This window comes from Methanosarcina sp. WWM596 (assembly GCF_000969965.1).
Lineage (GTDB): Archaea > Halobacteriota > Methanosarcinia > Methanosarcinales > Methanosarcinaceae > Methanosarcina.
This window is the reverse complement of sequence record NZ_CP009503.1, coordinates 800,880-814,929: the sequence shown is the minus strand read 5'-3', so window position 1 is coordinate 814,929 and position 14,050 is coordinate 800,880. Positions and strand designations below refer to the sequence as shown.

At 43.0% G+C, this 14,050-nt stretch carries 15 protein-coding genes and 1 pseudogene; 11 read left to right on the top strand and 5 right to left on the bottom strand.

Annotated features, from left to right (window positions below; translation table 11 throughout):
* Positions 1-493: 493 nt before the first annotated feature.
* From MSWHS_RS21180 to MSWHS_RS03595, 9 genes are all read left to right on the top strand, one after another.
* Positions 494-637, top strand: a complete 144-nt coding sequence (locus MSWHS_RS21180) for a hypothetical protein (RefSeq protein WP_231585562.1) — start codon at positions 494-496, stop codon at positions 635-637.
* Entirely contained in the window at positions 628-957 is a 330-nt protein-coding gene (locus MSWHS_RS21175; RefSeq protein WP_231585561.1) for a queuosine precursor transporter, read from the top strand. The genes MSWHS_RS21180 and MSWHS_RS21175 overlap by 10 nt, the downstream gene beginning before the upstream one ends.
* Positions 860-1,087 (top strand): hypothetical protein, encoded by a 228-nt coding sequence (locus tag MSWHS_RS21170; protein WP_231585758.1) that lies wholly within the window; start codon positions 860-862, stop codon positions 1,085-1,087. The genes MSWHS_RS21175 and MSWHS_RS21170 overlap by 98 nt, the downstream gene beginning before the upstream one ends.
* A gap of 387 nt (positions 1,088-1,474) precedes the next feature.
* The gene (locus tag MSWHS_RS03625; RefSeq protein WP_048158750.1) at positions 1,475-4,081 is read left to right on the top strand and encodes an S-layer protein domain-containing protein; all 2,607 of its coding nucleotides are present in this window, start codon (positions 1,475-1,477) and stop codon (positions 4,079-4,081) included.
* Between the two features lie 230 nt (positions 4,082-4,311).
* Complete coding sequence (locus tag MSWHS_RS03620; RefSeq protein WP_048126139.1) at positions 4,312-4,773, top strand: YqaA family protein; 462 nt, start codon at positions 4,312-4,314, stop codon at positions 4,771-4,773.
* Positions 4,774-5,643: 870 nt separating this feature from the next.
* Positions 5,644-6,351: an energy-coupling factor ABC transporter permease gene (locus MSWHS_RS03610; protein WP_048126135.1), complete on the top strand. Its 708-nt coding sequence runs from the start codon at positions 5,644-5,646 to the stop codon at positions 6,349-6,351.
* Entirely contained in the window at positions 6,348-6,689 is a 342-nt protein-coding gene (locus tag MSWHS_RS03605) for an energy-coupling factor ABC transporter substrate-binding protein (protein WP_048126134.1), read from the top strand. The genes MSWHS_RS03610 and MSWHS_RS03605 overlap by 4 nt, the downstream gene beginning before the upstream one ends.
* Before the next feature lie 115 nt (positions 6,690-6,804).
* Positions 6,805-7,587 (top strand): cobalt ECF transporter T component CbiQ, encoded by a 783-nt coding sequence (cbiQ, locus tag MSWHS_RS03600; RefSeq protein ID WP_048126132.1) that lies wholly within the window; start codon positions 6,805-6,807, stop codon positions 7,585-7,587.
* An 11-nt stretch (positions 7,588-7,598) separates the two neighbouring features.
* A complete protein-coding gene (locus MSWHS_RS03595; RefSeq protein ID WP_048158749.1) occupies positions 7,599-8,960 on the top strand; it encodes an energy-coupling factor ABC transporter ATP-binding protein in 1,362 nt (453 codons plus the stop codon).
* A gap of 35 nt (positions 8,961-8,995) precedes the next feature.
* Here MSWHS_RS03595 and MSWHS_RS03590 read toward each other — a convergent pair whose 3' ends face one another.
* The 3 genes from MSWHS_RS03590 to MSWHS_RS03580 all read right to left on the bottom strand — a co-directional run bounded on the left by MSWHS_RS03590 (position 8,996) and on the right by MSWHS_RS03580 (position 10,723).
* Positions 8,996-9,829, bottom strand: coding sequence for a TIM barrel protein (locus MSWHS_RS03590; protein WP_048126127.1), 834 nt, complete (start codon positions 9,827-9,829; stop codon positions 8,996-8,998).
* Between the two features lie 21 nt (positions 9,830-9,850).
* Positions 9,851-10,183, bottom strand: coding sequence for a hypothetical protein (locus MSWHS_RS03585; protein WP_048126125.1), 333 nt, complete (start codon positions 10,181-10,183; stop codon positions 9,851-9,853).
* 75 nt (positions 10,184-10,258) lie between these two features.
* Positions 10,259-10,723: a phosphopantetheine adenylyltransferase gene (locus tag MSWHS_RS03580; RefSeq protein WP_048126122.1), complete on the bottom strand. Its 465-nt coding sequence runs from the start codon at positions 10,721-10,723 to the stop codon at positions 10,259-10,261.
* 287 nt (positions 10,724-11,010) lie between these two features.
* Between MSWHS_RS03580 and radA the strand changes: the two genes are divergently transcribed.
* Entirely contained in the window at positions 11,011-11,988 is a 978-nt protein-coding gene (radA, locus tag MSWHS_RS03575; protein WP_048126120.1) for a DNA repair and recombination protein RadA, read from the top strand.
* Between the two features lie 201 nt (positions 11,989-12,189).
* Complete coding sequence (locus tag MSWHS_RS03570; protein WP_048126118.1) at positions 12,190-12,870, top strand: phosphoglycolate phosphatase; 681 nt, start codon at positions 12,190-12,192, stop codon at positions 12,868-12,870.
* A 48-nt stretch (positions 12,871-12,918) separates the two neighbouring features.
* Here the strand turns inward: MSWHS_RS03570 and MSWHS_RS03565 are convergent, their stop codons facing one another.
* Positions 12,919-13,548 (bottom strand): transglutaminase family protein, encoded by a 630-nt coding sequence (locus MSWHS_RS03565; protein WP_048126116.1) that lies wholly within the window; start codon positions 13,546-13,548, stop codon positions 12,919-12,921.
* A gap of 128 nt (positions 13,549-13,676) precedes the next feature.
* Positions 13,677-14,039, bottom strand: a pseudogene (locus MSWHS_RS03560) (pentapeptide repeat-containing protein); the annotation flags it as partial.
* Positions 14,040-14,050 lie beyond the last annotated feature (11 nt).

The following is a 14,050-nucleotide window of genomic DNA, read 5'->3' as shown; positions in this document are numbered from 1 at the left end:
CAGATAAGTTCTTGATTTCAGATTGATTCTTGATTTTCTACAGGTCAGAAATCTTCTCTTTTAACTTATAATTTATGGATCTCCAGGTAGAATATCAAAAAGGATGGCTGTTTTCCGGGTTGTAGGGTTGAAGATCTTCTTTCGAGTGAGGCGGATTATCAGATCCGGGGGAATTCTCCAGGGTATTGTCCAGAGCTTCCTGTGGTAAGAAAATATACACGCTTTAAATAAAATGAGTAATATTTCTATCTCCCGAATCTTGCAGTTTTGCAGATTTGCCTTCTCTTTAATTTTAAGCTCAGTATTTCTCAATCAGTCTGTTTCAAGTCTCTCGATCAATTCCGATCATCGGTCTGTTCCAAGCTCCATAAAACCCGGTTGTGTAAAAAGATTTTCATCTGGTTGTACTGGATTTGTACTGGATTATTACTCTAACAATTGCTACCTATACATCCGCGTATGTTATTAAAAAATACCTGAAAACGGGTTTACCGTGCTGACGGTTTTCTATGTAGATTATCTTGTGGTTTCACAGGTCCTTACCACGCGTATTATTGTATTTGACCTTGGTTTTTACTCTTTCTTTGCTCCTGCGGCAGTTTTCATCTATCCTTTTATTGCCCAGGTGTGGATATAATCAATGAGGTCTATGGGGAGCAGAGAACGCATATCTCCATTCTCATCTCTTTTGCTACCCAGGTATTGTTCGTACTCTTTATAGGTATAGTTACAAGTCTCAGCCCTGCCCCCTTCTTTGAGCTGGAAGATGTCTGGAAGAGCCTCTTTAGGCTGAGCGTCAGAATTACAATCACAAGCTGGGTTTCTTTTATGGTCTGTTCGACCTTTGACGCCCGGTTCTTTGCATCCCTTAAAAAGCACTTCTCTGAAAAAGGAAAAAAACTTCAAGCACGATATTCTGGAAAATCCTTACATCTGTCTCTGTTCAAGTGCAAGTGATTTTGTTAACCTCACTCTGGATTCCCTGATCTTTGTTTTTATTGTTTTTTATGGGGTTATGCCTATCATTCCCCTGGTTATAGGGCAGCTTATCAGTAAAAATGTACTCGGTTTTCTGGATAAACCCTGATTTGTACTCTACAAAAAATTGCTCAATAAGTAAAAATATTGTGTTTAACGGGAGAAATATAATATCTATATTATATCCATCGCTTTTTTATTTTTTAAGCTATTTTAGATTTTTATTTTTCTTTATTCTCCTTTTTCATTCCTTTTTCAGGATTCCTTATTTCATTTTCGTTTTCTTATAATAATGACTACCCAAAAACCTTTATCCAATCCCTGCAATACCTAAAACTGTATATTGTTGAATGTTTAAATATCTTTATAGAAAACGGGGGCATTTTAGCTCAGGAAAGCATCCAGGGAGTGTTCTGGAAACTTTTTTTGTTTCTATTTTTCTCTGGCTTCCGAAAAGCTGCACCCTCTTATCCGTTATCTCAAAAGGAGGTCTAACTTGGGGACTAAAAAATATATAATAATTCTATGTCTATTTCTGGCGCTCGGATTGCTGTGTGAAACTGCAGTCGCAGAGGTTTCAGATTCAACAGGCAACCGCATCTGGGATGAAAACTCAAACCAGAGTCTTACTTATACCTGGACTCCTCAAACGTACTCGGGCTTTTACTATGACCTTGATACAGGAGAAGGCTCCGAGAATATGACGGTCCAGCTTACCGCTGGCAGCCGGAGTATCCAGAAAAACGGATTGCAGTATGAGACAAGACCCGTTGAAACGGAATTCGAATTTGGGGACTGGGGCTCCTATCAGGTTATAGGGTTTATGGCAGAGCGGTATTTTGCGGGATATACAAAAAATTCCAGCTTTGTAAAGGACGAAATCAGTGTTATTTCGGAAGGACAGCTTTCAAAGATATTGATAGATAACGATGACAAAAAATCCCTGTACACGGGCTCTTCCCTCATACTTGAAGAAGGTTATTCCCTGAACATTGTGGAAGTAGACGTAAGTGGGGATACAGTCTGGGTACAGCTCGAAAAAGATGGAAATGTGATAGATGACGGCTTCCTCTCTTCCGACACTGACTATGTTTATGAAACCGAGCTTGGAGGCGTGGATAAGGTACCCCTTATTGCAGTCCATTTAGCTCAAATCTTCAGTGGTACAGAAACCAATGCGGTTTTTGTTGAAGGTATTTTCCAGATTTCGGATGAATATGTCCAGATAGAGAATGGGGACAGATTCGGGAAAATGGAAATAAGTTCCACTTCAAGTTCCGGAATCACAATGAAAAACCGTGATTCTATCACTCTCAGCAAGGGAAATACCATCGAAATAATGGGAATACTCAGCTTCATTGTGGCTGATGCCAGCGAACTCCGCTTTGCCCCCATAGTTGAGACTTCCAAGCCCGGAAACTATGAACTGAGGGGAACGGTCCACGATGAAGTGTTTGATACAACTGTCTGGACCCCTTTCAACTTTGAAGGATTCTATTACAACATCGATGAAAATGTGTCCACCGAAAGCCTGACTCTCACAAAAGAAATCAGTGGAAGATCAGTTGATAACGAGGTGCTTGTTTATTCCACCAGCCCCGCTCTTGTGAAATTTGAGCACGAAGGCTGGGGAAGCTATGAGGTTGTCGGGTTCATGGCTGAGAAGTATTTTGCAGGCTATCCTGATAATACCCTTGGAAATTCTAAGAGCGTGAGTGTGCTTTCGGACAGTATCCTGGCAAAAGTCCTGATTGATGACGATAACAAAAAGTCGATGTTTACGGGCTCTTCAATAACTCTCGAGAACGGCTACTCCCTCAAAGCTTCAGAAGTCGACGTTAGCGGAGAAAAAGTTATCTTTGAGCTTTATAAAGATGGGAAACTGGTGGATTCGGAAATCATTTCCCAGAACGGCGACTACATCTACGAGGCCGACATCGGAAAGGCTGAAGGAGTCCCGATGATCGCAGTCCACATAAACACTGTCTTCAGATCTCAGGAAACAGATGCTGTGTTTATAGAAGGGGTTTTCCAGATCTCCGACGATTACATTGAGCTCTCTCAGGGAGATTCTTTCGGCAGGATGGAGATAAATACGATTTCTAGCTCAGGAATAAAAATGAAGAATGATGACTCTATTTCCCTTTCAAAGGGCAATACCATTGACCTGATGGGCAACGTCAAGTTAAGGGTTGCTGACTCCTCGGTCTTGCGCTTCTATCCCTATGTTGAAATTGAGACTGCTGCTCAGGATCAGCTGGAAATAGAAACCTCCGATGTCCTTGTGGTCGGGCAGGCAGCAGAAATCCTGGTCACGGCAAGAAGCGTTTCAGTCAGCGATGTTGAAATCCTCCTTGAAGGTAAGAGCATCGGGACCACGGGAGATGACGGAACTCTTATGTACACCCCCGGGCAGGAAGGTAGTTTAACACTATCTGCAAAAAAGGCAGGGTATATTTCCGGCACTAAGGACGTGGACATTGTAGGAGCAGGGGTCCTGAAGCTGTTGCTTTCAATCTCTCCGGAAACCATCAGGGAAGGAGACCAGATTAATATAAAGGTTACCGACTCTGTAGAAAAGAAACCTGTCTCTGGAGTGGATGTCTACTTCGGCGGACAGAAGGTTGAAGGACAGACGGGTACAGACGGAAGTGTCTCTTACTGGATAACTGCTCCGGGTACATATACTGTAAATGCTACAAAGACAGGTTATGAGGAAGGAAAAACAGTTATTGAGGTTTCTGAAGACAAAGCCAATTTTAAATTTTCGGACTTTTCAATCGAGCCTGCTTCTGTTGAGGGCGGAGACGCAGTTGCAATCAAGGTGAACGTTGCAAACACCGGTAATATTGCAGGAGAAACCGAAGTGGAACTGCTGATCAACGGCGAATCCGTAGATTCCAAAACCGTGAGCCTGGAAGCTGGCACAAGTACAGTGGTTGAATTCTCCCATGCTGAGAAAGAAGCAGGGGCATATACGGTTGAGGTAGGGGATCTGAGCGGAAGCTATGAAGTAACGAAGTCAGCTCCTTTCTTCAGCGGAATTGCAACTTTCGGAATACTCGCCACGGCATTCGTACTGCTCAGGAAAAGAAGAAATTGAACCAGGTTTGGTACTTCTTCTGCAGCAGGGACCGGAAATTAATTTTTGATTCCGGTCTTTTTTCTTTTTTTCTTCGGATTTTCGACCTGACAACTTTCCGGATCTCAATTTGATGGTTTTCTGGATATCTTAAACGGACACTTTCCTTGATATTTTACTGGAGGCTTTCTCACACAGGCATAAAAGTAATATAATAAAATAGTAAGCAGAAGTGTAAGAGAAGGAATATTATGCTTGAAACCCTGAGTGCCTTTATTGTTGACTACGGTTACCTTCATCTTTTCGTCCTGAGTTTTCTGGCTTCTACAGTATTGCCTTTCGGGTCGGAAGCTCTGGTAATCGCCCTCATTTACAAGGGGTTTGGCCCTCTTACCGTAGTCATGGTCGCCACCACCGGTAACTTTTTCGGGGCATGTACCACCTACTACCTGGGTTTAAAAGGGCGACATGTACTTGAAAGGTATCTCTCTCCTTCTCCTGAAAAGCTCGAGAAAAGTGAAAGGCTTTTTAGCAAATATGGAATCTATACCCTTCTTTTCACCTGGGTGCCGGGTATAGGGGATGTGATTACCATGGTTGCAGGGCTTATGCAGCTTCCTTTCAGATCTTTTTCAATCCTGGTCTTTCTGGGGAAATTCGCACGTTATTTAGTACTTGCTTATTCAGTAGTGTTTTTTAATGGCAGATTTTGAGGTATGCCAATTGGCAAAATGAATCTAAAGACTTATCATCAGTAGAAGGACTTATCCAAGTAAAAGGAGATTTGAGGCTTATAAATAATAAAAGTAAAAAGATTTTATTTTGATCCTTCAGTCGCCAGTAAATTGGTTTACTGTTTTTGTTGTGGGCAACTTTGATTTTTTCAAAACTAGTTTTTTCAGATTTTGCTTTTCCCTTTTTTGATTGCATTTTTCTTTGTTTTCAAACAAATTTTTTTTATTTCTGAAAATTCTCCTTTTAAATCTTCTTATTATTCTCCCACAGTATCTCCTCTCTGACGATCTTGTTTCAAGACTTTTCCTCTAAACGAACCAAATGGATATATTTATATAACTCAGGGTACAATGTATTTTTGCTAAAGCAATTTTAGTTGATTTCTATTTGCTTTGCTTGCCATTCAGACCTGTCTTCCAGGTCTTCAAAAACGAATCAATGCTCGATTATAACCTCCATTTTTTTTTCTTTTTTCTTTTTCTTGTTCTTTATCATAGGTCTCATTTCTACACAATTTTACTTTCAATGTCGCACTATTCCCGTTTACTGACACTGAAATTAGTTAATCTTCCCCGTAAGTTCTTCGAATGATGTATATAGGTGTGGATATCTCTTCTAATTATTCCTTTTTGAATATAATATCTATGCAGATTTATAGCATATACTACTCAAGTTTGCTTGTTCGATCAAATTTGCTCCAATTTTTTAGAAGTTGCATTCCCTTCAAACTAATTTTATGGGTCCTTACGTGCCTGCTTCTCCCTCACCGCAACCTTTATGTATCCAAGAACTCAATTTAACTTGACTTAACACTAGTAATATTTACTTGATATCCTCACGGTGATTTAATGCATATAATGGAAGGTTTTTTACCGAGTCCCTGGTGGCAAGCCTGGTTTGCAGTGTCAATTCCAGTGATAATGTACGGCATCTACAAAATGAATCGGTTGGTCAAAGAAAAACGCGAAATATTGCCTCTCCTTGCTGTCGCAGGTGCATTTATTTTCGTGCTATCTTCCCTTAAACTGCCTTCGGTAACCGGAAGCTGTTCCCACCCCACAGGAACCGGGATCGCGGCAATTATATTCGGTCCGGCAATCTCTGCAGTCCTCGGAACCATTGTGCTTCTTTACCAGGCACTTTTCCTTGCTCACGGAGGACTTACAACCCTTGGAGCAAATGTCTTTTCCATGGGCATAGTTGGCCCTGTAGTGGCATATCTAGTCTATAAGGCAGGAATGAAAGCAAATCTTAATTTCTATGCTGTGGTGTTCCTTGCTACGGCTTTGGGGGACTGGGCAACTTATGTAACCACCTCAGTGGAACTTGCTCTTGCTTATCCTGCAGGAGGAGTACTCACCTTTGCAGGTGTTATGAGTTCATTCAGCAAATTTGCTGTTGTCTTTGCAGTTACTCAGGTGCCTCTCGCAATCATGGAAGGCGCTGTCAGTGCTTTGCTCTTCAAGTATGTGGTCAACGTCAAGAGTGATATCCTGATTGAAATGAAAGTTATTGAATCTGCGGTCGTGAAAAAACTGAGAGGGATTCCCGCATGAGCAGAATACTAGAAATTATTGTACTTGCAATTCTTCTGATCTTTACAGTGCAATTCGTTTATATGTCATCTACAACGGATGCCGAATACGGAGGAGCTGACGGAGAAGCTGAAAACGTGATAAATGAAATCACCGGGGGAACCTACGAACCAATTGCAGAACCTTTCTGGGAGCCTCCAAGCGGGGAAATAGAAAGCCTTCTCTTTGGCCTTCAGGCAGCCATCGGTGCAGGGGTAATCGGTTACTTCCTTGGCTATTATAATGCTAAAAAAAACTATGAAAACGAGCTTGGATACAAAGGAAAGAATAAGCCTAATAGCGACAGGCAGTCTCAATAATCTCTTCTTTTGCCCTTTTACTATCTTCCTTTCGGGGAGGAAAGTTTTTTATCTTTTGCCTTTTATTTTTAATCTCTGATTTTTGCTTTCATCTACCTATCAGCAGGTTCCCCACATGACCAATATCCTTGATGATTATGCCCTTATGAGCCCCTTAAGGCACCGAAATAACTGGTTGAAGATGGCAATCGTTCTCTTCGGGCTGCTTGTAGGAGTCTCATCCACATCCCCTATAACTCCTCTTTTCATAGCCCTTTGCATGAGCTTTACAACAGTTGCTTTTGGCAGGGCTCCCCTTAAATTATACCTGAAACTCCTGCTCGCCCCTGTAGGTTTTGCACTAACAGGTGTGGTTATTATTGCTTTTTTCTCCGGATCGGGGCAGGAACTTCTTTCCTTTAACCTTGCAGGTTATTCTCTCTCTGTAAGGGCAGATGGGCTTGAGCTTGCTCTACTGGTGCTTTCACGGTCCTTAAGCGGGATGTGCTGCCTTTACTTCCTTTCGCTTACAACTCCTATGATAGAACTCTTTGCCGTGTTCAAGGCTACCAGGCTTCCGGAATCCCTCATCGAGCTTTCCATGCTGATTTACCGGTACATTTTTGTTTTTCTGGACATGGCCCTTTCCATAAAGTATGCCCAGACTGTGAGGTTAGGCTATTCAAACTTCAGGCGTTCCCTCAGTTCAATGAGTATGCTTGGAAGTACACTTTTTATAAGATCCTGGGAACAGGGAGATAAGCTCTTTCTTGCTATGAATTCCAGGTGTTATGACGGAAAAATGACTCTCTTCGAAGTGCACAGGCCAGTAAGGGCAATAGAACTGCTGCTTACCTCTGCCTACTTCCTTTCAGCCCTTGCACTTTTTTATTTTACAAAAAACATATCCATTATTTGAGGTAACAGATCATGATCATTCTTGAGACCAGGGGCCTTAAATACACCTACCCGGACGGAACTGCAGCTGTCCAGGGTATAAATATCGAGATCAAAAAAGGAAAAAAGATTGCCTTTGTAGGGCAAAACGGCTCCGGAAAATCCACGCTTTTTCTGCTCCTGAATGGGACCTTAAAGCCAGATGAAGGGGAGATCTTCTTCCATGGAGCCCCTTTTAAGTACGATTCAAAGTCTCTCCGGGAAATCCGAAAATCCATAGGAATAGTTTTTCAAAATGCTGATGACCAGATCTTTGCCCCTACAGTGTATCAGGACGTAGCTTTTGGGCCGGCAAACCTGGGATATTCAAAAGAAAGAGTTGGTGCCTGCGTACAGCAAGCCCTTGAACAGGTAGGACTTTCCACCTTGAAGGACAAGCCTCCCCACCATCTCAGCGGAGGGCAGAAAAAGAGGGTTGCAATTGCAGGGGTGATGGCGATGGAACCCGAGGTAATCATTCTGGACGAGCCCCTCTCAAACCTTGATCCGGTGGGTGCGGACGAAATAATGGATCTGCTCAACGAATTTAACCAATTTGGGAGTACGATCATCATTTCCACTCATGATGTGGACCTGGCTTACCGCTGGTCTGACTATGTGTACCTCATATCAAACAGCAAACTTATAGGACAGGGGACGCCTGTGGAGGTCTTCAAAGATCAGGAGCTTCTTAAAAAAACAGGGCTACGCCAACCTACTACCCTTGAAATATATCATGAAATTGAGAGAAGAGGGCTTGCATACGGCAAAAACTCCCCTAAAAGCATACCTGACCTTGTCAACACTTTAAAGCCTCTTGATCTTATGTGGGTTGATGTCCCTCCCGGAGTCCGGGAAGGTGACAACTTGAATCTCGGAGTTATGTATGGGGAATATGCGACTCAGTCTCCTTATGAAGCTATTAATGCCACGGTTCTGCACATCCATCCTGACGGCAGGGCTATTGTTGAGCTGAAGCGCAAAGGAATCAAAGCTGGCGGGGTTCTGATTTACGATACTGACAGCTATTCCCTGCCAGAAGTCAGGCAGATCCTGAAAGATGGAGAAATTGCCTTCGTGGGGGCAATGGGCAAGAAAAGCAAGAATCTTGCCGAACAGGATGGAATTCACCTGGACGTTACCTCAGGTGTTATAGATAAGTCGATCCTGATGGCACTCTGTGGAAAACGCTGCCTTATCCTAACTACAGGCGGAATGATAGATCATGCTCTGAAAAGAACCAGGGAGTATGTAGAAAAAAGTGGGATAGAGTTTACTGTAGGCGTTGTTAACAGGGAAGGCGGATGTAAGTGGACTGAAGAAACGGATAGTGACCCTGAGGCCTTTAAGGTCTGATTTTTTTCATATTCTTCCTCTCTTTTTCCCTTTCCTTAAAGTTTGCTATAAGTTTTTTTTAACAGAAGCGCATCTTCTTCCAGGATCGGGCTTTCGCAAATGACTCGCCCCCATACTTTGAATTCTTTAAAGGCTTTTAAAAGTTCTGGATAATTAAAGTCTGATTCTTTAAGAGGCAGATGTCTCTTTTCCCCGTTTTTGTCATATTCTATTCCCGAGACGTGCATGTGCATGTTTGCAAGCCCTTCCTTTCCAAGAACATCTTCTACTTTTGAAAGGATTGTCGTAAACTCGGGATAGGAGTTTTCTTTCCCTTCTCTTGCGTGCATGTGGGAAAAGTCCAGGCAGGGCATAACCCCTTCGATTTCTTCGCTTAAGGCAAGCACTTCTTCAAGGGTTCCAAACTGGGAACGCTTGCCCATGGTCTCAGGACGGAGGACTGCAGGTATCTTTTCTCCCCTGAGCTGTTCTGTAAGTTCTCGGAGGGCCTTTGAGACATTCTCATAAGCGGCTTGCTTGCTGCTCTTCTGATAAAATGCTGCGTGCAGTACGATCGACTCTGCTCCGCAGAGGCTGCCTATCCTTGCAGCCTGGTAAATCCTTTCCATGCTGGCTTTTAATTTCTCTTCTTCCGGAGAGTTCAGGTTGATGTAGTAAGGGGCATGTACGCTCAAGGCTACGTTTTCTCTCCCGGCCGTTTCCAGAACCTTTCCTGCCCCTTTCTCGCTCATGCGCACCCCCTGCACGAATTCGAGCTCCATGCAGTCGAGCCCCAGTTCCCTGACCCGCTCGATTCCTGCAGGGCTATTGCTGGCTTTTGCGCTTCTGGGAACTCCGGCAGTCCCAAAAAAAAGTGTTTCAGATGGCATGGTTTTCAAAAAGTCTCTATTTTAGAAAATTCCCACAAAGTCCTTTAATTGCTTTGCCCTTTCCGGAGATACCTTTTCCTCAACTACCGCCACCAGTTCCTCAAGGTCTTCGTCCAGAGACTGGACATCTTCCTTTCCTTCAAGGGCAAGTCCCACAAGGTAATCTAGTTCTTCTGCGTTCAGCCTCTCGAGCCTTTCCCTGAAGTCTTCCGGAGATTCGGCAAACTTGTGTGATACCGGGCGCAGGATGAAAGGAAAACGGTGTCCTGCTTCCCGTGAAATTTGACTTCCTCCGGTTTCCGGGGCAAGCTTGTTAAAAATCTCAATGTCTTTTTGTGTGAATTCTCTGGGCATATTATCACTTTATAACCCTGTCCGGATTTATACCTGTTGAAAGGGAATATGCCTAAAAATGTAGCTGTTTCAGGCCTATGACTCTTTTTTCAGCCTTCCATGCCTGTCAATTTCTCCTTTTGCAATCCTTGTGGACGAAATCGGAGTCCCGTCTTCAGCCATCACATATTCAACGTACACAATTTCAAGAGGTTTTTTCCCTTTTTTTTCTCTGATGCAGTTAATTTTCAGGGCAACCGGATAGGTCTCAGGAGAGACTATAATATAGTCGAAGTCTTCTTCCAGAGTCGGGCCGTAGGGATCGTTCAATCTGGTAACTTCATATTTTTCTTTCGCAACTCCCATATATTTAATATACTCAAGCAGCCGGACACTCCTGTTTTCATAATTTTCAACATTGTGGTTTTTTTGCAACATTTCGTCAGAAGTAAGCCCTATGTAGACTTTTCCGTTCCCTGCTATCTCAAATGCTTTTTCAATTAAACTGGCGTGTCCGTCATGAAGATACTGAAACGTACCGCCTAAGGCGACCTTTGGCATGATGGGTGATAATCTACTAAGTAAAAAGAAGTTTTGGTTTTTTTCGGTTTTCTGGGGAATTTCTTTATCTTTTCCCTTATTTTTTGTAAATGCTAAATGTAAATGTAAATGTAAAAAAAGATCTCTTATCTCCTTCTTTTTGACAGTGTTGCAATATTCTGCCTGCGTTTTACAAGTTTTTCTGTAATACTTTCACCCCGCCTCCTCTAGCTATATATACCCACAAAACCATAGTGGAGCAACCGTCATGCACCCTATACAAACATGTGCATCCAGGAGAATCTGTAATGAGCGAAATAGCACTTGAAGATCTGCCAGGAGTTGGCCCTGCAACTGCAGAAAAACTCAAAGAAGCCGGATTTAACACTATTGAAGCAGTGGCCGTAGCCTCTCCTTCTGAACTTGCAACTACAGCCGAAATAGGGGAATCGACTGCCGCAAAAATCATCAATGCTGCAAGGCAGGCTGCTGATATCGGGGGATTTGAAACCGGAGATATTGTGCTTGAAAGAAGGAAGCTGGTAGGCAAGCTGACTACCGGTTGTACGGAATTTGACGAAATGATGGGAGGGGGCATAGAGACCCAGGCTATTACCGAACTGTACGGAGAATTCGGTTCCGGGAAGACCCAGGTGGCTCACCAGCTCGCAGTGAATGTCCAGATGGACAAAGAGTATGGAGGTCTCAGCGGGTCCGTCATTATAATCGACACTGAAAATACCTTCAGGCCGGAAAGGATCACCCAGATGGTAAAGGGGCTTTCCGAGAAGTACGGAATGGAACTTAATCCTGAAGAATTCCTTCAGAACATTCATGTTGCACGGGCATACAATTCCAATCACCAGATCCTTCTTGTAGACTCTGCAACAGACCTGGCAAACGAGCTCAAAGAAATGGGAAAACCCGTTCGCCTCATGATCGTTGACTCTCTTATGGCTCACTTCAGAGCTGAATATGTAGGAAGGGGAACCCTTGCAGACAGGCAGCAGAAGCTAAACAAGCATATGCACGGCCTACTCCGCTTCGGAGACTTGTTCAATGCCTGCGTGGTTGTTACAAATCAGGTTATGGCAAAACCCGACGCATTCTTTGGTGATCCCACAAAGCCTGTCGGAGGACATATTGTGGGACACACAGCAACCTTCAGACTCTACCTGCGGAAATCCAAAGGAGAAAAGAGAATTATCCGCCTGGTAGACTCCCCCAACCTGCCTGAAGGGGAAGCTGTCGTTGCAGTCACCACAGCCGGACTTACTGACCAGTGAAAGTGGAGATCAGTGAAGAAATTTAAGATCGATTAAGATCATTTCAGTTAAGATCAGTTCAGTTAAGATCAGTTCAATTAAGATCAGTTCAATTAAGGATGAGTAGAGTTAAGGCGAACAGAGCCTTATACATCTAGATACATCTATTCAAAAAACTGTGAATGGGGAAACATTTTATCTCCCCGTTCCCATCTCTTTTCAATGAAATTCAAAGCTATTGTCGTTGACATTGACGGGACAATTACCTGCGAAAACAGGGAACTCCATCTGGGAGCCGTCAAAAAAATCCGTTCCCTTAAAGTTCCGGTAGTCCTTGCCACAGGCAACACTCTATGTTATGCAAGGACAACATCAAAGCTTCTCGGCCTGGACGGAGCTGTGATCGCCGAAAACGGAGGCGCTATTACTGTCCGCTATGATTTGAATGGCACTTTTGAAGAAAGCCTGGAAGAATGTGAAAAAGCCTTCTCTTTCCTATCCGAACATTTCAAGCTCACCAAACTCGATCCCTTCTACCGAAAAACCGAGATTGCCCTCCGGCGGGACTTTGACCTTGAAAAAGCCAGATCTCTTCTGAAAACTCAAAAATTTGATGTCGAAATGGTTGATACCAAGTATGCAGTCCACATCAAAAGTACCCGAGTCAACAAAGGCTCAGGCCTCCGAAAGATTGCAGGAATGATGGGGCTTGCGGCTTCGGACTTTGTGGCAATAGGGGATTCTGCAAATGATGTTGAGCTGTTTGAGGCTGCAGGTTTCGGGATTGCTGTTGCAAACGGCGATAAGCAAATTAAGGAAGGTGCAGATTATGTAACTGAAACCTCTTTTGGGGAAGGAGCAGTAGAAGCCTTCGAGTATCTGGAATCGAAAGGCTGGATATAAAAATCGCGACATATGCGGTTTCTTGATTTAACTCTCAGGATTTAACTCTCAAACGCTGAACAGGTCTTTCAGCCCAAGTTCCCACTGCTCCCACATATCGTCCCTATTATTACTTGTATTTAATACCTCTACAACAGTCGGATTTGGCTCTATGAATATTATCGGATTGTCTTCTTCCCCAAGCTCTTTATTAACTGGTCGGGCAATCTTTTCCTCGTCCATGCAAAACTGAGCGTCTATGCCTGGCTTATTGCCTCTTGCATCCAGCCTGATCCATTTTTTTGAATCTTTTAAATATACCGCGTTTAAGCCGTGCAAGAATTTCCTGTTAACGTCCTTGCTTGAACAAAATTTCTGATAACAGAACCCGGTTGGTATCCCATAAAATCTTAGCATGGCTGCAAGCAGGTGAGATTTAGCACAACAGATCCCATGCCCAAACTCTAAAACCTCTGATGCCTTACAGGTAACCTCCTGTGCACCTATATCCCCTGAATGATGAATCTCATCCCGGACAAATTCATAGATTTTCTTAATCAAACTGATTTCGTCCCCCTCTTCCATGCCTTTCTGTAATTCAAGGCACTTCTCAACAATCAGCTTATGATCGTAGTTTATGATCTCATTCTTTTTGAGGTAATCCTGAAGATTATTGCTTTCAGTGTGCGTCTTACTCACCTGTCAATAAATACTACAAAGCCTCTATGAAATTTAAATATGAGACGGAAACTACTTTTTTATTGGTACACCTTGATTTGCTCAGTAACTATGAATTAAATTCGCGTTTTAATAAGGAATGTATAAACTTATAGTTTATCTGGATCAGGTTTTTCAAAAAGGGCGGGGTACTTCTCTCTTAAGGGTATTTCGAGCTCTTTGTCTAACTTTGCTTTATAAAGGGTTTTCACTTTAGAAAGCTGGTCACTTGTTAAATTTATAGCTCCTTGAAGATAAGCTCCTTCAAGGTTAGCTCCTTCAAGGTTAGCATCTTCAAGATTAGTCCCTTCAAGGAGATTAGCTCCTTCAAAGTGAGTAGTTATCATACTAGCATCTTCAAAGTGAGCCAAATTAATGTCAACCTTTTCAAAATGAGCCCCATCAATCACAGATCCTTCAAAATGAGCCCCATCAATCTCAGATCCTTCAAAATAAGCGCCTATAAAATAAACATTTTCGAACC

Coding starts and splice junctions, on each gene's coding strand:
- cbiQ (WP_048126132.1), top strand. CDS start 6,805: ATGACCAATATCCTTGATGATTATGCCCTTATGAGCCCCTTAAGGCAC.
- MSWHS_RS03595 (WP_048158749.1), top strand. CDS start 7,599: ATGATCATTCTTGAGACCAGGGGCCTTAAATACACCTACCCGGACGGA.
- MSWHS_RS03610 (WP_048126135.1), top strand. CDS start 5,644: ATGCATATAATGGAAGGTTTTTTACCGAGTCCCTGGTGGCAAGCCTGG.
- MSWHS_RS03585 (WP_048126125.1), bottom strand. CDS start 10,183: ATGCCCAGAGAATTCACACAAAAAGACATTGAGATTTTTAACAAGCTT.
- MSWHS_RS03580 (WP_048126122.1), bottom strand. CDS start 10,723: ATGCCAAAGGTCGCCTTAGGCGGTACGTTTCAGTATCTTCATGACGGA.
- MSWHS_RS03590 (WP_048126127.1), bottom strand. CDS start 9,829: ATGCCATCTGAAACACTTTTTTTTGGGACTGCCGGAGTTCCCAGAAGC.
- MSWHS_RS03620 (WP_048126139.1), top strand. CDS start 4,312: ATGCTTGAAACCCTGAGTGCCTTTATTGTTGACTACGGTTACCTTCAT.
- MSWHS_RS03605 (WP_048126134.1), top strand. CDS start 6,348: ATGAGCAGAATACTAGAAATTATTGTACTTGCAATTCTTCTGATCTTT.
- MSWHS_RS03570 (WP_048126118.1), top strand. CDS start 12,190: ATGAAATTCAAAGCTATTGTCGTTGACATTGACGGGACAATTACCTGC.
- radA (WP_048126120.1), top strand. CDS start 11,011: ATGAGCGAAATAGCACTTGAAGATCTGCCAGGAGTTGGCCCTGCAACT.